The sequence below is a fragment of the Acidovorax sp. NCPPB 3576 genome (assembly GCF_028473605.1).
In the GTDB taxonomy this organism is placed as follows: domain Bacteria; phylum Pseudomonadota; class Gammaproteobacteria; order Burkholderiales; family Burkholderiaceae_C; genus Paracidovorax.
The window spans coordinates 3623363-3642759 of sequence record NZ_CP097267.1 but is presented as its reverse complement, the minus strand read 5'-3'; the positions used below and the strand labels follow the sequence as shown (position 1 = coordinate 3642759).

At 69.3% G+C, this 19397-nt stretch carries 18 protein-coding genes and 1 pseudogene; 7 read left to right on the top strand and 12 right to left on the bottom strand.

Annotated elements, in window-relative coordinates; all coding sequences use genetic code 11:
* Positions 1–22: 22 nt before the first annotated feature.
* Both M5C98_RS16770 and M5C98_RS16765 read right to left on the bottom strand, forming a co-directional pair.
* The gene (locus tag M5C98_RS16770; RefSeq protein WP_272548587.1) at positions 23–499 is read right to left on the bottom strand and encodes a ribosomal maturation YjgA family protein; all 477 of its coding nucleotides are present in this window, start codon (positions 497–499) and stop codon (positions 23–25) included.
* Positions 500–647: 148 nt separating this feature from the next.
* The gene (locus M5C98_RS16765; protein WP_272548586.1) at positions 648–1538 is read right to left on the bottom strand and encodes a LysR family transcriptional regulator; all 891 of its coding nucleotides are present in this window, start codon (positions 1536–1538) and stop codon (positions 648–650) included.
* 82 nt (positions 1539–1620) lie between these two features.
* On the opposite strand from M5C98_RS16765, the gene argC reads away from it, so the two are divergent.
* Positions 1621–2550 carry an N-acetyl-gamma-glutamyl-phosphate reductase gene (gene argC / locus M5C98_RS16760; protein ID WP_272548585.1) on the top strand — a complete coding sequence of 310 codons (930 nt, stop codon included), beginning with the start codon at positions 1621–1623 and terminating at the stop codon, positions 2548–2550.
* 69 nt (positions 2551–2619) lie between these two features.
* Here the strand turns inward: argC and M5C98_RS16755 are convergent, their stop codons facing one another.
* The 4 genes from M5C98_RS16755 to M5C98_RS16740 form a co-directional block, all read right to left on the bottom strand.
* A complete protein-coding gene (locus M5C98_RS16755; RefSeq protein WP_272548584.1) occupies positions 2620–3252 on the bottom strand; it encodes a LysE family translocator in 633 nt (210 codons plus the stop codon).
* Positions 3253–3432: 180 nt separating this feature from the next.
* Complete coding sequence (locus M5C98_RS16750) at positions 3433–4428, bottom strand: GlxA family transcriptional regulator (RefSeq protein ID WP_272548583.1); 996 nt, start codon at positions 4426–4428, stop codon at positions 3433–3435.
* A complete protein-coding gene (locus M5C98_RS16745) occupies positions 4425–4733 on the bottom strand; it encodes a DUF1272 domain-containing protein (RefSeq protein ID WP_272548582.1) in 309 nt (102 codons plus the stop codon). Before M5C98_RS16745 ends, M5C98_RS16750 begins: the two co-directional genes overlap by 4 nt.
* Positions 4734–4771: 38 nt before the next feature.
* A complete protein-coding gene (locus M5C98_RS16740) occupies positions 4772–5338 on the bottom strand; it encodes a cysteine hydrolase family protein (RefSeq protein ID WP_272548581.1) in 567 nt (188 codons plus the stop codon).
* Positions 5339–5569: 231 nt separating this feature from the next.
* On the opposite strand from M5C98_RS16740, the gene M5C98_RS16735 reads away from it, so the two are divergent.
* Entirely contained in the window at positions 5570–6649 is a 1080-nt protein-coding gene (locus tag M5C98_RS16735; RefSeq protein WP_272548580.1) for an extracellular catalytic domain type 1 short-chain-length polyhydroxyalkanoate depolymerase, read from the top strand.
* 126 nt (positions 6650–6775) lie between these two features.
* Here M5C98_RS16735 and M5C98_RS16730 read toward each other — a convergent pair whose 3' ends face one another.
* From M5C98_RS16730 to purM, 4 genes and pseudogenes are all read right to left on the bottom strand, one after another.
* Positions 6776–8401, bottom strand: a complete 1626-nt coding sequence (locus M5C98_RS16730) for a methyl-accepting chemotaxis protein (RefSeq protein ID WP_272548579.1) — start codon at positions 8399–8401, stop codon at positions 6776–6778.
* Between the two features lie 268 nt (positions 8402–8669).
* A pseudogene (locus M5C98_RS16725) lies at positions 8670–9020 on the bottom strand (transposase); the annotation flags it as partial.
* 53 nt (positions 9021–9073) lie between these two features.
* Positions 9074–10060, bottom strand: coding sequence for an AI-2E family transporter (locus M5C98_RS16720; protein ID WP_442867290.1), 987 nt, complete (start codon positions 10058–10060; stop codon positions 9074–9076).
* Positions 10061–10271: 211 nt separating this feature from the next.
* Positions 10272–11345 (bottom strand): phosphoribosylformylglycinamidine cyclo-ligase, encoded by a 1074-nt coding sequence (gene purM, locus M5C98_RS16715; RefSeq protein ID WP_272548577.1) that lies wholly within the window; start codon positions 11343–11345, stop codon positions 10272–10274.
* A 322-nt stretch (positions 11346–11667) separates the two neighbouring features.
* On the opposite strand from purM, the gene hda reads away from it, so the two are divergent.
* Genes hda through folK form a run of 4 tightly spaced genes read left to right on the top strand, consistent with a single transcriptional unit; the run spans position 11668 to position 15309 of the window.
* Entirely contained in the window at positions 11668–12366 is a 699-nt protein-coding gene (gene hda / locus M5C98_RS16710; RefSeq protein ID WP_272548576.1) for a DnaA regulatory inactivator Hda, read from the top strand.
* 50 nt (positions 12367–12416) lie between these two features.
* A complete protein-coding gene (locus M5C98_RS16705) occupies positions 12417–13118 on the top strand; it encodes an HAD family hydrolase (RefSeq protein ID WP_272548575.1) in 702 nt (233 codons plus the stop codon).
* Positions 13115–14782, top strand: a complete 1668-nt coding sequence (pcnB, locus tag M5C98_RS16700; protein ID WP_272548573.1) for a polynucleotide adenylyltransferase PcnB — start codon at positions 13115–13117, stop codon at positions 14780–14782. Before M5C98_RS16705 ends, pcnB begins: the two co-directional genes overlap by 4 nt.
* 17 nt (positions 14783–14799) lie before the next feature.
* On the top strand, positions 14800–15309 hold the full coding sequence (gene folK, locus M5C98_RS16695) for a 2-amino-4-hydroxy-6-hydroxymethyldihydropteridine diphosphokinase (RefSeq protein WP_272548572.1): 510 nt from the start codon (positions 14800–14802) through the stop codon (positions 15307–15309).
* 268 nt (positions 15310–15577) lie between these two features.
* Here folK and M5C98_RS16690 read toward each other — a convergent pair whose 3' ends face one another.
* Complete coding sequence (locus M5C98_RS16690) at positions 15578–17431, bottom strand: NHL domain-containing protein (protein WP_272548571.1); 1854 nt, start codon at positions 17429–17431, stop codon at positions 15578–15580.
* Positions 17432–17618: 187 nt separating this feature from the next.
* Positions 17619–18257: a cysteine hydrolase family protein gene (locus M5C98_RS16685; protein ID WP_272548570.1), complete on the bottom strand. Its 639-nt coding sequence runs from the start codon at positions 18255–18257 to the stop codon at positions 17619–17621.
* Between the two features lie 123 nt (positions 18258–18380).
* Between M5C98_RS16685 and M5C98_RS16680 the strand changes: the two genes are divergently transcribed.
* Positions 18381–19358 carry a GlxA family transcriptional regulator gene (locus tag M5C98_RS16680; protein WP_272548569.1) on the top strand — a complete coding sequence of 326 codons (978 nt, stop codon included), beginning with the start codon at positions 18381–18383 and terminating at the stop codon, positions 19356–19358.
* Positions 19359–19397: the final 39 nt, after the last annotated feature.

The following is a 19397-nucleotide window of genomic DNA, read 5'->3' as shown; positions in this document are numbered from 1 at the left end:
TCGCGCAGGGCCGACTGGCCGCTCAATTGGCGCGTGCGGCCGAAGCCTGGTTTCCATTCCTTCGGCGCAGCCAGGCCCCGTAGAGCCCGTCCAGACCCAGGCCGAACGCCACCCCCACGGCATAGGCCACCAGATCCATCGCGCCGAACCGAGACCCCAACACCAGATGGCCCGGCGTGGTGCTTCGGATCGCGTTGATCCATGGCGCCTGGTACAGCTGCGAAAACTCCACCGCGAACGACGTCGCCAGTGCCAGCAAGGCCAGCCGCCCCGCAGCCATGCGCGGCCGCAGACAGGCCCAGCCGAACATCACCATCAGCGCCCACAGCGCATCGCCGGGGTACTTGCCGAGCGCTTCGGGAAACAGTACGCCGGGCCATCGGCGCGATGCCAGCCCCAGGGCGATGGAGATGGCGATGCCCGCTACCAGCACGGCGCGATGGCGTGGGGCGGAGAGGCTGGGCTGAAAGGCCGCAGGCGGGACGGACGGATGGACCATGCGAAGGCTGAAAGAAGAGGGCAGATGAAGGGCTAAGCGAAAGACCGCGGTGCACAGTATCCAACGGCGAGTTCGCCCTGGCGCCAGGCGGCCACCCGCTGTTTCGCCCGGTCGCCGGCTAGCGCGCTGCCCAGTGCCCTTAGCCAACTCACGCAGGCAGATCCTTTTCAGGCAGCAGAGCATCGAGCACAAAGCGTGTCGGCCCGCTGGCACCCCGCTCACTGACCGCGAGGCCGAGTTGCCGCCACAAAGCGGGGCGGAGCGGGCGAACGGCAATGCGCGGATCGAGCGCCGGCTCATACGATTCCTGTGGCAACAGCGCCGCTCCGTAGCCGGCGGCGATCAGCGTTCGGATCGCATCGTTGTAGTTGAGCTCGATGCGTGGCCGGCAATGGACGCCCGCTGCGGAGAACCACTCCGCCGTCAGCCGGTAGAGACGGGTAGAGGCGTCGTTCATGATCAGCGGCTTTTGCGCCAGCCATTGCGGGGTCAGCCGTTTGGGCGCTTTCCAGGCCGCAGGCAGGAAGGCGACCACCGCCTCGCGCTTGAGGGGCGTGACATGGACGCCGCGCAGGGGCATTTGCGGCAGCGCCACGATCGCCAGGTCCAGGCTTCCTGCGGCAAGCCGGGCCATGCTTTCGTTGGACGTCAGCACCTGCACGTTCACATCGACACGGGGATGGTGCTGCGCCAGGCGTTCAAGCGCCGGCGGCAGCAGGTGCGCGATGGCGCCTGTCGAGGCACCCACGCGCACGCGGCCGGTTTGGCCGGCGAGCTGGCGTCGAACATCCTCCACGGCGTCGTCTGCATCGGCCAGCAGCCTGCGCGCACGCGCGATGAAGCGTTCTCCCAAAGCGGTCGCTTGCGCGGGGCCCCGCCCGCGAACGAGCAACTGCCCGCCCAGGCGCGACTCCAGCTCCGCGATCTGGACGGTGACGGTGGGCGCCGCCAGGTGAAGGGCGCGCGCGGCATTGGCCAGGGAGCCGAGGTCGGCGATGGCGACGAGGGTGCGCAGATGGTCAAGGCTCAGTTCTCGCATGCCGCCAGTTTAAATTTTCTTAATTCGAGGTTGCTTATATTTAGCTGGAGCCATTGCCGCAGTCTCCCTACGATCGCGCCCCATGAACCACCAAATCTTCATCGACGGCGATCAGGGAACCACTGGCCTGGACCTGCAGAACCGGCTGCGAGGCAGCGAATTTCGCATCCATACCTTGCCGGCGCACGAACGCAAGAATGCGGCCGCCCGAAGGGCCGCTCTCAACGCGTGCGACATTGCCATCCTTTGCCTGCCCGATGCCGCGGCGCGCGATGCGGTGGCGATGATCGAGAACCCGTCGGTGCGCGTCATCGACGCGAGCTCTGCCCACCGCACCAGTCCGGGCTGGGTCTATGGCCTGCCGGAGCTGGATGCGCAGCAAGGCGAACGCATCGCCTCGGCCTCGCGGGTCACCAACCCCGGCTGCTATCCCACCGCTGCGGTGGCCCTGCTGCGGCCCTTGACGGACGCGGGCCTGTTGCCCGCCGACTATCCGCTGGCCATCCATGCCGTTTCCGGCTATTCGGGCATGGGCCGTGCTGGAGCGCAAGCGCACGAGGCCGGCGCGGGCGCGCATTCGCTCCAGGTCTATGGACTGGCACTGGAACACAAGCACGTGCCTGAAATCGAGACCTACGCCCGCCTGGCGGCGCGGCCCATCTTCGTGCCGGCCTATGGCAGTTACCGGCAGGGCATCGTGCTCACCATCGGGTTGCATCTGCGAATGTTGCCTTCGGGTGTTTCGGGCCTGCGCATCCACGAATGCCTTGCGGAGCGGTACCGCGGTGCGGCGCATGTGCACGTTCGGCCGATGTCGCCTGCCGAGCCGGTGATCGAACTGGACCCGCAAGTCCACAACGGCTCGAACGACATGAGCCTGGCCGTTGCCTGCAATGAACGCACAGGCCAGGTCGTCTTGAGCGCGGTGCTGGACAACCTGGGTAAAGGGGCCGCGGGCGCGGCGGTGCAGAACCTGCGATGGATGGCGGGTGCTTTACGGCCCACGCCGTGATTCGAAGCGGAAAGGGGAAGTCGGGCGAACGGGGGCGCGCTCGGGGGGCGCGCGGCCAGCGGAGGGTGATCAGGTCCGGCTTTGCAGGGCCATGCGCGCGGCGAGTCCGGCCAACACGGTTCCCATCAGCCAGCGCTGCAGCCATTGCCAGGTCGGATGCGCTGCGAGAAAAGCGGCGATGGAGCCAGCCAGCAAGGCGATCATGGCGTTGACACTGACGCTCACGGCAATCTGGGTCATGCCCAAGACCAGGGATTGCGCAAGGACACTGCCACGTTCGGGACTGATGAATTGCGGTAGCAGGGACAGATACATCACCGCGATCTTGGGATTGAGCAGGTTGGTCACGAAGCCCATGGCGAATAGCTTGGCTGCGCTGTCTTTCGGCAGGTCGCGCACCGCGAAGGGTGAGCGCCCGCCCGGCTTGACCGCTTGCCAGGCCAGATACAAGAGATAGGCCGCACCGGCAATCCGCAGCGCGTCGTAGGCATACGGAACCGCCATGACCAGGGCCGTGATGCCGAAAGCGGCGCACACCATGTAAAAGACAAAACCCAGCGCCACGCCGCCCAGAGAGATCAGCCCGGCCGCCTTTCCCTGGCAGATGGAGCGCGAAATGAGGTACACCATGTTGGGGCCGGGCGTGAGCACCATGCCGAGCGAGACGAGCCCGAAGGCGAACAGACTGGATATTTCTGGCATGGGCTGGGTCCTGTTTCGAAGAGCACTCAATCGCCGCGCTGGGGGGAAACGCAAGAATAGGCAAGCCCGCGCCGTCTGGACAGATACAGATCTCCCTCAATGCAGGCGTAACAACCTGGAATGCGTCGAGCGATGGGGAGGGCGTTGGCCGGTTCCGCCCCGCATGCCAGGCCGTCCCGATCACCCGCCCGCGGGCCCCGCCTGCGACGGTGTCCCGCCCTGCCCGAACTGTTTCCATGCGCGTCGCAGCTGCGTGTCCGAACTGAACCCCGCCATCTCCGCCGCCTCGGTCACATTGCGCCCGGCGCGCAGCGCGGCCTCGGCGGTGGCCAGGCGGATGCGGCGCAGGTACTGCAGTGGCGCGATGCCGGCATGGTCCAGGAACAGGCGGGTCAGGTGGCGTGGCGAGGCGTGCGCCACCTCGGCCATGGCAGGCACGTTCCAGTCGGCCTGGGGCTGCTGGGCAACGGCGTCCTGCACGCGGTGCAGCGCGCCGTGCAGGTGGTTGCGGTGGTGCAGGAAAGGCGACATTTCCGGGTCGTGCGGACCGCGCCGCAGGGCCACCACCATGGTCTGCGCCACTTCGGCGGCGATGGCCGGGCCGCAGGTGTCGGCGATGCGGTGCAGCACCAGGTCGATGCCGGTGGTCACGCCCGCGCTGGTGTGCAGGGCGCCATCGGCCACGAAGACGCGGTTGGCCGCCACGTCGCAGCGGGGTTCCACCTCGGCCAGTTCGGCCAGGTGCTGGTGGTGCGTGGTCGCGCGCCGGCCGGCCAGCAGCCCGGCGTGCGCGGCCAGCACGGCGCCGGCGCACACCGTCACCAGTTCCAGCCGCCCCGTGGCCAGCCGCAGGCCGCGCAGCCAGTGCAGCAGTTCGCGCGCCTCGCTGCGCTGCACGTCGATGCGCTGCCCGGGCAGGCCCACCAGCACCACCCAGGCGGGCTGCGGCAGCGTCGCCGGCAGCGGGGCCAGCCCTGTCAGCGAGACGCCGACCGAGGTGACCGATTCGGGCGCCGGGTTGACGAAGTGCAGCACGAAGCCCGGTGGCGCACCCCGTGCCTGCAGCACCTGGTTGGCGATGCGCAGCGCCTCGGCCGGGCCGGCCCAGTCCAGCACCAGGCTGCCGGGCAGCAGCGCGAAGAAGACGTGGATGGGGCGCGCGCCGGCGCTGCTCATCGCTGCGCGGGTGGGATCTGCCGCAGGGTGGCGGCGAACGCCGCGTGGGCAGCCGGGTCCACCGGGCGGTGGCGCACCGTGGTGCTGGCGGGGTCGTTCCCCAAGTAATTGTTGCCCTTGTGGTTGTGCGCCGGCCGGATCGGGCGCGGGGCAAAGCCGCCGCCGCAGTTGGGGCACACGTTGCGCAGGACGTGGTCCACGCAGTTGGCGCAAAAGGTGCATTCGAAGCTGCAGATGCGCGCGTCGGTCGAGTCGGGCGGCAGCGCGGTATTGCAGTGTTCGCAGGTGGGGCGCAGTTCCAGCATGGCAGGTCTTTCTTGGCAGGCGGGTTGAGTTGAAGAGGTCAGGCTGCCGTGCCCAGGCGCTCCAGCGCCTGGGCGGCGGTGCACACGGTGGCGAAGCGGTCCTGCAGCACGGTGGCGGTTCGGGCGTGGATGTCGGCGGCGGTGAGCGTGCGGCCGTCGGGCTGCACCATGTCCCAGGTGAGCGTGGCGTCGAGGGCGTAGTCCACCTGCCAGCCCAGGTCGCAGGCATGGCGGGTGGCGGTCTCGCAGCACTGCTCGGTGCGGATGCCGCTCACGATCAGGCGCCGGATGCCGTGCTGGGTCAGCCAGACGGCCAGGCCCGTGTCCACCAGCGCGCTGTGCCGCGATTTGGTGAAGGTGGCGGCGGCCTCGAACGGCGCCAGCCCGTCCAGCGGGCGCACATGGCCGGATTCGATGGCGAACGGGTTGCCGGCCTCGGCGGGGCCATCGCTGTGAAAGATGCGCACCACGGGCACGCCCCGGACCACGCAGCCATCGATCAGCGCGTTCTGCGCGGCCAGATAGGGCGGCAGGCTTTCCTCGGTGAAGTAAGGGCGTTGGCGGAACGATTCCTGCGCGTCGATCACTATGAGACAGGTTTTCATGGCAGTGGTTTCATGGTGGGTGGAGTATGGCGCTGATTGTGAAAGCGGTGGCGGGCGCCGTCCGTCCCCGGGCGGCCAAAGGTCGATCATTTCAGGACATTTTTCGGCGGCTTGCGGCCAGCGGGTTTGTAGTCCATTGCGCCAATTCCATAGTGGGTAGGCCCAAAAAATGCTGCACTGCAACAAAACTGGTATGGTGAACCCGCTACCCCGCCGATTGGACGACCGCCCATGCCCCGCAGCTCCCGACTGTTTTCCTTGTCCGTTTTCACCCGGGCCTACCAGCGCAACCTGAAGGCGCTGGCCCGGGCCACGCGCCCGGCGCGGGTGAAGGCCGCCGCCAAGCCCCTGCTGTCGCTGGTGAATGCCGCCACCCCCAAGGCCCGGGCGCCGCGCAAGGTGCCGCCCGGGGCGGGCGAATGGATCGGCGGCATCGCCCCCGGCCCGGCCGGTGCGCGGCGTTTTCACCTGCACATTCCCCCGGGCCTGGCCCTGGGCGCGGGCGAAAAGCTCCCCATGATGGTGATGCTGCACGGCTGCGGGCAGACGGGGGCCGATCTGGCCGCCAGTTCGCGCATGAACCGGCTCGCTGCCCGCGAGCGCTTTCTGGTGCTGTACCCCGAGCAGGAGCGCATCGCCAACGCGCAGGGATGCTGGAACTGGTTCTCGCACCGCAACGGCAAGGCCCACGCGGAAGCGGCCACGCTCATGGCGGCGGTGGACCAGGTGGCGCGGCGCCATCCGGTCGATCTCACGCGCGTGGCGGTGGCCGGCCTGTCAGCCGGCGCATGCATGGCGGTGCTGCTGGCGGCGCGCTATCCGGAACGGTTCTGCGCGGTGGCCATGCATTCGGGCGTGGCGCCGGGCACGGCGGAGTCGTCCGCCCAGGCGCTGGCCGCCATGAGCGGGCGCCGCGAGGCCCTGCTGCCCGAGCCCGCGCCCCCGGTGCTGGGCATGGGCCCGCCCCCGCCCGAAGGCCCGCTGCCCTTGCCTCCGCTGCTGGTGCTGCACGGCGAGGCCGACGGCGTGGTATCGCCCCGCAATGCCTGCGCGACCGCCGAGCTGTGGGCGCAGGCGCTGGGCGCCAAGGCCGGCGCCGCGCGCATGCAGCAGCGCGGCAAGCGGCACGCCACGCGCCTGACCGAGTTCAAGCGGCAGGGCCGCACCGTGGTGGCGCTGCGCGAAATCCTGGGCCTGGGGCATGCCTGGAGCGGCGGCCTGGCCAGCGTGCCCTACAGCGATCCGGACGGCCCGGACGCCTCCGCGCTGATCTGGGCGTTCGTGGTGCGGCAGTTCCCACCTGCGCCATGAGGGATTGATGGTAAAAAGAGGCTGATTCCCTAGATCTATATGTGCTGAGCGCTATTAAAAAAAATAGCAAATAACGTTTCTTGGACACCCTGGTGTGGGCCGGTGCCACCGTATCGAGCGCTGGCGTCAGTTCAACTGCCGACGGGCCGGCCCCGGCCGACGCAGCGCAGCCTCCCCCATGCCTTGCCCTGAACCTTCCGAGCCTTCCGCGGCCCGGTGCAGGTGAAAGGCCGCCACCACCTGCTTGAGTTCGTTGGCCTGCTGCTGCAGCGAGGCGGCAGCGGCGGTGGCCTGCTCGACGAGGGCGGCGTTTTGCTGCGTGCCCTGGTCCATTTGCGAGATGGCTTCGTTGATCTGCTCGATGCCGTCGGTCTGCTCGCGGCTGGCCTGGCTGATGTCTTCGATCACGGCGGACACGCGCAGCACGCTGTCCACAAGGTTCTGCATGGTCGTGCCGGCCTCCTGCGCCAGCTGGGTGCCGGCCTTCACCTGCTCGGCGGAGTGGCTGATCAGCGCCTTGATCTCCTTGGCCGCCTCGGACGAGCGCTGCGCCAGGCTGCGCACTTCGGTGGCCACCACCGCGAAGCCACGCCCTTGTTCGCCGGCTCGCGCCGCCTCGACCGCTGCGTTCAGGGCGAGGATGTTGGTCTGGAACGCGATGCCTTCGATGACCCCGGTGATTTCGGACACCTTGCGCGACGACGCATCGATGGAGCCCATGGTCTGCACCACCTTGTCCACCACCGTGCCGCCCTGGCGCGCCACGTCGGACGCCGATTGCGCCAGCACGCTGGCCTGCCGGGCGTTGTCCGCGTTCTGCTTCACGTTGGAGGTCATCTCCTCCATGGAGGCGGCGGTCTGCTCCAGCGCGCTGGCCTGCGATTCGGTGCGGGCCGACAGGTCGTAGTTGCCGGCGGCGATCTGCTGCGACGCGCCTGCGATGTGCTCGGTGCCGTCGCGCACGCGCTGCACGATGCGGTGCAGGCTATCGCGCATGGTCTGCATGTCCAGAAGCAGGCTGGAGTGGTCGCCCTGGCGCGTGTCCACCGCCACCGACAGATCGCCCTCTGAAATGCTGCGGGCGATGGTGCGTGCGTACCGGGGCTCGCCGCCCAATTGGCGCAGCAGGTTGCGCGATATCAAGGTGCCTATCACCAGCAGGGCAGCCCCCAGCAGCGCCGCCACCAAGCCGAACCCCAGGGCGCGCTGCCAGATGGCGGCGTTCACCGTGTCGATGTACACGCCCGATCCGATCACCCAGCCCCAGGGCGCGAAACCCTTGACGTACGACGTCTTCTCGACCGGCGCTTCGCTGCCGGGCTTGGGCCACAGGTAAGGCACGAAGCCTGCGCCACTGGCCTGTACGGTGCGCACGAATTCCATGAACAGCGGCTTGCCGTTGGGGTCCTTGTTGTCGGTCAGGTCCTTGCCGTTCAACTCGGGGCGCACCGGGTGCATCACCATGCGCGGGTGCATGTCATTGATCCAGACGTATTCGTTGCCGCTGTAGCGCAGTGCCTGGATGGCAGCGGCCGCGCGCTTGCGGGCCTCGTCGTCGGAGAGTCCGCCCTGGGTGCTCAGGTCATGGAAGTGCGTAGCGATGCCGTGCGCCGCCTCGACCACCTGGCGCACGCCGGTCTGGCGCTCTTGCAGGATGAGCTGTCGCTCGGAGATCAGGAACCACGCCGTCATCACCGCGATGCCGAGAATGGCGCTCAGCAGGAGGAGGGCCAGTTTTCTTGCGATGGTCATGGGAACCCTTGGAGGCAAGCGATTGGGGCCGTGGGACGCTGCACGCCGTCCCACGGGCTGCGTGGCGCGCCAGACAAGCGTAATGCTGGAGTGGAAGGCGCTGGCTCGGTACAAACCCGTGGGGCGGTTCTGTGACATGGGCTTTGCGCGGGGGGGCGGGCCGCGATGAAGGCGCGGGTGGCAGGGCGGGGCTCCGCTGCCAGACGCAGGTCCGCGCTGCCTGGAAGATCTGCCTGAACGCGCGGCCTGGCGCGTGTCCGAGGCCATGTGGGCCTTGCTGCCGCGCTCGACTGCACGTGCGCCCATCCATCACCACGGCGCTGGGCTGGCTTTGGCGACCCTGCGCTATGCGAATGATGGAGCGCAGGTCGAGACCATCGCCTCGAAGCAACCCGCGTCCAACCAGCGCCGGCGCTGATAGATCACTTCCCAGGGCGGCGGGACCATGGGGCTGCATCCGCCAGGGCGGTCCCGCGCGTCACAGCCAGCGCAGGGCATTGAAGACTTTCCGCAGATCGTGCTCTCGCTGGGAAGCGTGCCGGTCCATCAGGGGCAGATAGGGCGCCGCGAAGCTCCATTCTTCATCGCTGGCGTCCGTTGGGTACGGCTCGCGGGGCATCCGCAAACGCTCATCACGGCTCTGCTCTCACTGAGAAAAGTGCATGACACGCACTAGACGAGCTGCGCTGCCTGCAGTTCCTTCTTGAGGTACGCGTAGAACAGCGGCGCTGCCACCAGCCCGGCGGGGCCGAACACCGCCTCGGCCACGAACATCACCGCCAGCAGCTCCCACACGCCCATGTGGGTGCGCTGGCCGACCACCTTGGCGTTGATGACGTATTCGGCCTTGTGGATCAGGATCAGGAACGCCAGGCAGGCGATGGCCGCGGCCGGCGACACCGACAACCCCACGATGGTGATGACCGCGTTGCACAGCAGGTTGCCAACGATCGGCACCAGCCCCGCCAGGAAGGTGAGCGTGATCAGCGCGGGCGTGTAGGGCAGCTGCAGGTCCCACAGCGGCAGCACGCCCAGCAGGAAGATCGCCGTCAGCAGCGTGTTGAACGCCGCGATCCAGAACTGCGCCGCCACGATCTGGCGGAAGGCCTCGCCGAACCAGGTGATGCGCGCCGAGAGCGCCTCGGCCAGCGGTCCGCGGGCCCCGTCCAGCGTGCGCACGGCGGCCAGGGCCCCGATCAGCAGGCCCACGTAGGCATGCAGCAGGCCGCTGAGCCACGCGCGGCCGGCCATGGCCAGTGCGCCCGCCTTGGCGCCCAGGTAGCCGGCGATGGTGCGCTGGATCTCCACCGCGCCCTCGGGCAGGTGCGAGGCGATGTCGGGCGGCAGCTTGAGGCGCAGCTCCAGCACTGTGCGGGCCAGAAAGTCGAGCAGTTCGCGGTACTGCTGCGGCGCCTCGACGATGTAGCTGCGCGAATGCGAGGCCGCCAGCACGATGAGCGACAGCGGCGCCAGCATGACCACGGCCGCCGCGATCACCTGGCCTGCCGTGGCGCCACTGCCGGACGGCCGGCGCACGCTGCGCCCCGGCGGCCAGGCCAGGCGCGGCGCCAGCCAGCGCGTGAGCAGAAACCCCAGGCAGGCGCACAGCAGGCCGGGCAGCAGACCCTGCCACATCACCAGCAGCAGGGCCGCAGCCATGAGCACGTAGCTGGCCGTGACCACGCCGCGGGGCCGGGCGGGGGGCGTGGCCAAGGCCTGGGAAGGGGCCGCCGCTGCGGTGCCCGCAGGCACGCCGGCACCGGCCGCGCCGGGCGCAGTGGGGGCCGCCCGCACGGGGCCGGCGGCAGAGGGCGGAACGTCGTGCGGTGCGAGCGGCTCCATCATGGGTGGCGGGGTGCGGCTGAGGGGGTCAGCCCACCACCACGGGCGCGCCGTCGCCGCGTTCGGCGATGGTGCCGATCGTGTAGACCGTCTCGCCCAGCGAGCGCAGCGTGGCGGCCGTGGCTTCGGCTTCGGACGCCGAGACCACCACCACCATGCCGATGCCGTTGTTGAAGGTGCGGTTCATCTCGATGTCGTCGATGCCGGCCGTCTTCTGCAGCCAGGCGAACAGCTCGGTCTGCGGCCAGCTGCCGGCTTTCAGGTGCGCGGCCAGGCCCTCAGGCAGCACGCGCGGAATGTTCTCCAGCAGGCCGCCGCCCGTGATGTGGGCCAGGGCCTTGATGCCGCCGGCCGATGCCGCATCCTGCGGCGCAGGGTGCTTGGCCAGCGCGGCCAGCACGTTCTTCACATACAGGCGCGTGGGTTCCATGACCGCTTGCTTGAACGGCTTGCCGTCCAGCGTGGCGGGGGCTGAATCGCCGGCCCGCTCGATGCACTTGCGCACCAGGCTGAATCCGTTGGAGTGCACGCCGGCCGAGGCCAGGCCCAGCACCACGTCGCCGGCCGCCACGGCCCTGCCGGTGAGGATCTTGGATTTTTCGACCGCGCCGACCGCAAAGCCGGCCAGGTCGTACTCGCCGGCGGGGTACATGCCGGGCATTTCTGCCGTCTCGCCGCCGATCAGGGCGCAGCCCGACAGCTCGCAGCCCCGGGCGATGCCGCCCACCACGGCCGCGGCCGTGTCCACGTCCAGCTTGCCGCAGGCGAAGTAGTCGAGGAAGAACAGCGGTTCGGCACCCTGCACCAGCACGTCGTTCACGCTCATGGCGACCAGGTCGATGCCCACGGTGTCGTGCATGTTCCATTCGAAGGCCAGCTTGAGCTTGGTGCCCACGCCATCCGTGCCGCTCACCAGCACCGGCTCCTGGTAGCGCTTGGGCACCTCGAACAGGGCGCCGAAACCGCCGATGCCGGCCAGCACGCCCTCGCGCATGGTCTTCTTGGCGAGCGGCTTGATGCGCTCGACCAGCGCGTCGCCGGCATCGATATCGACGCCAGCGTCTTTGTAGGAGATGGGGGTGGAGGAGTCGGAGGAGCTCATGGAAGGGTTCGTGAGTGCTGGTGGGCCCGCGCGGCGGGCTGGAGCGGCGGATTTTAAAGGCCCCGCCCGCCTGGCCCGCCAATGCCCCCGCGGGGCCGGCGGATGGCGTGGCCGCGGGTGGCCCGTGGCGCCGTGGCCGGACGGGTCGCCGCGGCAGACTAAAATTCGCGCCGGCGTGTCCCGCGCGCCCTGCCATCCGGCCCTTTGCCATTCCCACTTCCATGCCGCCTCGCCCCCCTCTGCCGCCCTTCGTCCCGCACCGCGCCTGCCGCTGCGGCCCGGGTGCGCGGCGCGTGCGGGCCGCCGTGCCGGGGCGCGGCGCATGAAGCAGCTCGCGCTCGACATCGGCCTGGCCACCGGGCCCACGCTGTCCCGGTTCTTCGCCGGCACCAACGAGGCGGCCCTGCAGCACCTGCGGCTGGCCGTGGGCGACGGCGCCGTCGAGGTGCTGCGCTCGCCGGTGCCCACCTACCTCTGGGGCGAGTCGGGCAGCGGCAAGACCCACCTGCTGGAGGCCGTGCGCGAGGCCCTGCGCGAGCAGGGCGCCTCGGTCGGCTGGCTCGATGCCTCGGTGGCCGAGCCGACGGCGTTCGACGACCGCTGGTCCGCCGTGCTGCTGGACGAGGTGCACCTGTACAACACGGCCCAGCAGGCCGCCGCCTTCAACTGGTTCGTCAATGCCATCAGCCCCGCCGTGGGCGAGCCCCGCTGGGTGCTGGCCGCCGGCCAGACGCCGCCGGCCGACCTGCCGCTGCGCGACGACCTGCGCAGCCGCCTGGGCTGGGGCCACATCTTTCAATTGCATCTGCTGGGCGAGGCCGAACGCCGCGCCGTGCTGCGCCAGGAGGCCGACGCGCGCGGCATCTTTCTGGGCGACGATGTGATGGACTACATGCTCAAGCGCTTCTCGCGCGACCTGGGCAGCCTCATGCAGTTGCTGGACCAGCTGGACAGCTTCGCCCTGCGCACCCAGCGCGCCATCACCATTCCCTTGCTTCGGGCCATGCTGGAGTCCGAATAGCAGCGCACGCTGCCGGTCCACCATCCGCCCCTTTCCCAGACACACCACGCATGAACCCTGAACCCCCGGCGCAACGCCCTCGGCTGGCCCTGTTCGACCTCGACCACACTTTGCTGCCGCTCGATTCCGACTACGAGTGGGGCGAGTTCACCATCCGCATCGGCTGGAACGACCCGGTCGAGTTCGGCCGCCGCAACGGCGAGTTCTACGCCCACTACCAGGCCGGCACGCTGAACGTGCACGACTACGTGCGCTTTGCCATCGACGCCGTGCGCCAGCGCGGGCCCGAGGCCGCTGCCGCGGCGCACGCACAGTTCATGCGCGAGGTGATCGAGCCGGCCATCCAGCCGCAGGCGCTGGACCTGGTGCGCCAGCACCAGGCAGCGGGCGACCAGGTCGTCATCATCACCGCCACCAACGAGTTCGTGACCCGTCCCATCGCCCGGGCGCTGGGCGTGGACGAGCTGCTCTCCATGGGCCTTGCGCGCGACGCGCAGGGCTGGTACACCGGCGCCATCGAGGGCACGCCGACCATGCGCGAAGGCAAGGTGCGGCGCATGGAAGAATGGCTGGCCGCGCGCGGCCTGGCCTGGAGCGGCGTGGAGAGCACGTTCTACAGCGACTCCATGAACGACGTGCCCCTGCTCGAAACCGTTGACCACCCGGTGGCCACCAACCCCGACCCCCGCCTGCGGGCGCTCGCGCAGCAGCGTGGCTGGCGCATATTGGATCTCTTTCCCACCCAACCATGATCAAGACGTTCATCGACAAACTGCTGGGCAAGGGCGCCGCTGGCGCCGGCCGCGGAAAGAACCGCTTCGGCAAGCGCGAGGAAGTGCCTGCCTCGGTGCACGGCATCAACCCCGAACTGGTGGACCGCCGCGCGGCCGACGTGGTGCGCACGCTCAAGGCGGCGGGTTTCGAGGCCTACATCGTGGGCGGCGCCGTGCGCGACCTGCTGCTGGGCCTGCGCCCCAAGGACTTCGACGTGGCCACCAACGCCACGCCCGAGCAGGTCAAGGGCCTGTTCCGGCGCGCCTTCATCATCGGCAAGCGCTTTCGCATCGTGCACGTGGTGCACGGCCGGGGCCGCGAGCATGAGGTGATCGAGGTCTCCACCTTCCGCGCCTACCTGGACAACACCGCCATCGAGCAGCAGGTGAGCGGCAACGAAAAGACCAGCAAACAGCAGTTGGTGGGCATGCAGCATGCCGTGGACGCCAGCGGCCGCGTGCTGCGCGACAACGTCTGGGGCCCGCAGGACGAAGACGCCACGCGGCGCGACTTCACCGTCAACGCGATGTACTACGACCCCGAGACGCAGGTCGTGGTGGATTACCACAAGGGCATCCAGGACGCGAAGAAAAAGCTGCTGCGCATGATCGGCGACCCGGCCACGCGCTACCGCGAAGACCCGGTGCGCATCATTCGCGCCGTGCGGTTCGCGGCCAAGCTGGCGGGCCTGGGCTTCACCATCGAGCCCAAGACGGCCGGCCCGCTGATCGAGTCGCAGACGCTGCTGGCCGATGTGCCGCAAAGCCGCATGTTCGACGAAATGCTCAAGCTGCTGCAGACGGGCCACGCGCTGGCCACCATCGCGCAGCTCAAGAAGCTGAACATGGCCACCGGCATCTACCCGCTGCTGGACGTGGTGGTCGAGCGCGCAGACACCTCCTTCGTGAGCGCCGCCCTGGCCGACACCGACCGCCGCGTGGGCGAAGGCAAGCCCGTGGCGCCGAGCTTCCTGCTGGCCTGCGTGCTGTGGCAGGACGTGAAGACCGGCTGGGACCGCCGCATCGCGCAGCGCGAGCAGCCCTTTCCCGCGCTGCAGGACGCCATCGACGAAGTGTTCGAGCGGCGCATCGGCGACGTGTCGGGTCGCGGCAAGCTGGCCGCCGACATGCGCGAGATCTGGGTCATGCAGCCGCGCTTCGACAAGCGCGTGGGCTCCACGCCCTACAGCATGGTGGCCCAGGCGCGCTTTCGCGCCGGCTTCGACTTCATGCGCCTGCGCGCCGACGTGGGCGAGGTCGAGGAGGCGCTGGCCGAATGGTGGCAGGAGTTCCAGCACGCCGACGACCTGCGCCGCGACGACATGATCGACCAGGCGCGCGAAGAGCAAAAATCCCGTCAGCGCAAGGCCCAGCCCGTCGTGCGCCGCGTGCCCCGGCCGGCCACCGATGCGGACGGCGGCGCGGTGTCGGCGGGCGAAGCACGCCCGGCAGCAGCCCCTTCCCCGCGGGCCCAGGGCGGCCAGGATGGCGAAGAACATGAACACGAACACGATGGCGGTGAAGACGGGGCCGGCGACGGCCAGGCCGCTCCCAAGAAGCGCCGCCGGCGCCGGCGCAAGCCTTCGGGCGGCGGTGGCGAGGGCGCTGCCCCCGCGGCCTCGTCCGGCCCTTCGGGCGATTGATCGAGGCGGGGCGCACCATGCCGGCGGTGTCCTTTCCCCCGAGCGGTCAAAGCTCCGCAGTGTCCGCTTGGATCGGGCTGGGCGCCAACCTGGGCGATTCGCGGGCGGCGCTGCTCGGTGCGCTCGATGCCATGGCCCAATGGCCCGGCAGCCGCGTGCGGCGGGTGTCGTCGCTGTACCGCAGCGCCCCGGTGGATGCCGGTGGTCCCGACTATTGGAACGCCGTGGCCGAGCTGGTCACGCCACTGGCCCCGATCGACCTGCTGCATGCGCTGCAGGCCATCGAGCAGGCCGCCGGCCGTGAGCGTCCCTATCGCAATGCGCCCCGCACGCTGGACCTGGACGTGCTGCTGTACGGCGACGAGCGCATCGACACCCCCGAACTCACCGTGCCCCATCCGCGCATGGGTGAGCGCGCCTTCGTGCTGCAGCCCCTGGCCGAGATCGCGCCCGGGCGCGTCGAGCCCGCCCGCCTGGCCGCCGTGCAGTCGCAGCGCATCGAGCGGATCGGGCCCTTCTGGCCTTAGAACGTGTTCAATGTCTTTTTAGCGTCGCGCCAGAGTCTTTTCGGGAGGGGATGCAAGGCGCGGTGCGCCGCCAATAGCTGGGGCCATTGGCCAGCGCCGCAACGCCGCAGACGGCCCGAAAAGGCACTGGCCCTTCGGGTTGGAGCGAAATCGGGCGATTGAACGCCCCGCCGGCTTGCATGGGCACGGGCCCATGCGGCGCCGACGGCCCACCCACTCATCCCGATTGCGCTCCAACGCGATCTCCAAAAAGACATTGAACACGTTCTTAAGGAGCCGTTCTCCGCAGCTTGGCCAAGCCGATGGCCATCGTCACCAGGGCCGTCAGCCACAGGGCCCAGGGATCCCAAGCGGGAATGGGCTGCGCATTGCCCGGTGCTCCCCCCAGGGCGAGGGGCGCCATCAGGCTCTCGATGGCGCCTGCGGTGACGGTGTCCGAGTCGCCGGCCCCGTCTTCTGACACGGTATAGGTAACCGTCCGGCGGTCCGGGCTCAGGCTGGCGCCGGCCAATGCAGACCATGCAGGCGCCTGGCCCGCCTGGGGTGGGCCGTACTGGTAGAGGCTCACGCCGGCAGGCAGTGCCTGGGGATAGGTCACGGCCACTGTCAGGGCAGCGCCGGTGCACCCCACCGCACGGAAGCGGAAAACGCCGAAGGGCAGGGTGCTCCCCGCTGGAAGGCCAATGGGCGCCCCGGTACCGAATCCCGTGGACGCAGTCACCGACGAACAGCTGCTGCCGCCCCCCGAGATCACTGCGCCGCCCGAGCCCTGCATGCCCGGGACGGCCCCGAAGGAGGCCGCTTGAACGGGTGCCGAGTCCACGCTATCGCCGGCGCCGTTGGTGGCCCGCACGGTGAAGCGATAGATGGCGCCATCGTTCAGGCCCGTCACGGTGCACTGGGTGGCCGGGGCCATGGCCGTGCACGCCAGGTTTGCGCCGCCCCCGAGGGCGGTGCCGGTAACGGTGTAGCCCACGATGGGGCTGGAGCCCCCGTCGGCCGGCGCGACCCACGCAAGGCTGGCTTGCCCGCTGCCTGCCGTGGCCGTCAGGTCGGTTGGAGCGCCCGGCACTACGGGCAGCGAAATCAGGCGGGTGCGGAAATTGGCCGTGTCGGCCACATGAAGGCGGCTACTGCTGGCGAGGGCCAGCGCAAAGGGAAACTGAAGCCGCGCCGCCACGGCCGGGCCGCCGTCCCCGCCGTATCCCGATGTGCCCGAGCCGGCCACGGTGGTGATCGTGCCGCCCGCATTCACCTGGCGGACCCGGTTGTTGCCGGCATCCGCGATGTAGAGCACGCCGGCGCTATCCACCGCTACGCCCGACGGGAAATTGAGTTGCGCGGTTGCGGCAGGGCTGCCATCGCCACCGAAGCCGCTGGTGCCCGTGCCCGCCACGGTGGTCATGGTTCCATTGGCATCCACGCGCCGAATGCGGTGGTTGTTGCCATCGGCCAGATAGAGGTTGCCCGCACTGTCGCGCACGATGCCGAAGATGAACTGAAACCGGGCTGCCAGGGCGGGGCCGTTGTCTCCCCCGTAGCCCGACGTTCCCACGCCCGCTTCCGTGGTGATGGTGCCGTTCGGCTCCACGCGTCGGACGCGGTAGTTCGCGCTGTCTGCAATGTGTAGCCGGCCTGCACCATCGACGGCCACGCTGAACGGGCTGTTCAACTGCGCTGCGGTGGCTGCGCCGCCATCGCCGCTGTAGCCGGCCGCGCCGGTGCCTGCCACGGTGGTGATGGTGCCGCCGGCATCCACCTTGCGGATGCGGTGGTTGTTCAGATCGGCGATAAAAAGGTTGCCGGCCGTGTCCACGGCGATACCGCGGGGCTCGTTCAACTGGGCTGTCACGGCCGAGCCGCCATCGCCGCCGTAGCCTGCCGCGCCGGTGCCTGCCACCGTGGTGATGACCCCGCTGGCATCGACCCGGCGGATGCGATGGCTGGCGCTGTCGGCGATGTAGAGGTTGCCCGAGCCATCGTCCGCCAGCCCATAGGCGTAATTCAACTGTGCCGAGATGGCTTGGCCGCCGTCGCCGCTGAAGCCTTGCGTCCCCGTGCCAGCCACGGTTTCGATGGTCTGCGCCTGCGCCGTCGCGGCGGCGAAAGCGGTTGCCGCCAACAGACAAAGCAGACGCCTCCATCCGCTGGCGTTCCTCCGAGAGTGAAGCCGTAGCCTGTGCATTTTCATCCTCTGCTGCCCTGCGTTGGGCAGCACGTTTCCATCTTAGATGGCTTGCCATGCAAAACCGCCTAGGTGGCAATCCTGCAACGCTCAGCACGGGCCGGCAGCGCTGTTGACCGGAGTTTCAGACGGCCTGTCGCCCGCGCTGGTTCGACGAATACACATCGCCCTTCGGCAGGGCCTGGCCGGCCTGCACGGCCGCCAGCCAGTCCCGGGTGGTGGTCACCGCGGCGAAGTTGCTGTGGAACACCACGCTGAACACGCGGTGGATTTCTTCCGCACTCACGCGGCCGGCCGCATTGGCATAGGGCAGGGCGCCGCTGGCATCGCTCAGGAACTCCACCGCCAAGCCCCGGTGCGCGGCCTCGAACACCGTGCTGGCGTCGCAGTTGTGCGTCATGTAGCCCACCACGGTGAGCGTGTCGATGCCGCGGGCGGCCAGCCAGTCGGCCAGGTCGGTGTTGGCGAAAACGCTCGCGAGTTGCTTTTCGATGCGGTGATCGGCATGGCGGCGCGCCACTTCCGGATGCAACTGCCAGCGGTCCGTGGCCTTGTCGAACACGGGCGCCCCGCTTGGCGCGGTGTGCTGCACCACCACCACCGGCAAGCCAGCGGCGTTCGCGGCGTCCATCGCGCGGGCGATATTGGGCAGCGTGTCGGCCACCGGCGGGTATTCGATCGGCAGGTTGCCGCCCGCGAAATATTCGTTCTGCACATCGATGACGACGAGCGCGCGGCGGGGAGGGGTGTGGGGTGAGGTCATTTTCAAAGTCCTTTGGAAGGGTTGCGCGAGGGGTTATTCGGAGGGGTTGAGGGCGATGGTTCGTCTTTCGCACTCCGGTTGAAAGTGGCTCGAATGACATCGATTCGATAGAATCGGGCCATCATGCGCAGTCCTTCCCATACCACCCCGGGCACCGTGGCCGTCGTGGCCTTCGATGGCATCAGCCCCTTTCATCTCTCCGTGCCCTGCCTGGTTTTCGGCGAGGACCGCACGCCCGATGGCACGCCGCGCTACCGGCTGCGGGTGTGCGGGGTGGAGTCCGGCCCGATGCGCACCTCAGCCGGCTTCGGCATCGATGTGGATCACAGCCTGGCGGTGCTGCGGCGCGCGCAGATCGTCGTGGTGCCGTCCTGGCATGAGAACCTGGCGCCCGCGCCCACCGAGCTGCTGGCCGCGCTGCGGTCCGCGCACCGCCGAGGCGCCCGCATCGTGGGCCTGTGCCTGGGCGCCTTCGTTCTGGCCGAGGCGGGGTTGCTCGACGGCCGGGCGGCCACCACCCACTGGGCGCTGGCGCAGGCGTTCGCGCAGCGCTACCCGCGGGTGGCGCTGCGGCCCGAGGTGCTGTATGTGGAAGATGGCACGGTGCTGACCTCGGCCGGCACCGCTGCGGGCATCGACTGCTGCCTGCACCTGCTGCGCCAGCAGCACGGTGCCGAGGCCGCCAACCGCGCCGCGCGCCGCATGGTGGTGGCGCCGCACCGGCAGGGCGGCCAGTCGCAATACATCCAGCAGCCGGTGGCGCCCTCGGTGCGGGGGGATCGGCTCGCGCCGCTGCTGCAATGGCTGGGCGAACACCTGCACGAGGCGCACACGCTGGAGGCGCTGGCCGGGCGTGCCGTGATGAGCCCGCGCACCTTCACGCGCCGCTTTCGCCAGTCCACCGGCACCACGGTGGGGCAATGGCTGCAGAACCAGCGCATTGCGTTGGCGCAGCGCCTGCTGGAAGGGGGCGACCAGTCGATCGAGGCCGTGGCCGTAGCGTCTGGCTTTGGTTCGGCCGTCTCGCTGCGGCAGCATTTTTCGGCGGCGGTGGGCATTGCTCCCTCCGCGTACCGCCGGCAGTTTCGCGCTGCCGCGTGAGTCTGATTGCTATTAAAAATATAGCTTTCAGTGCTTGAT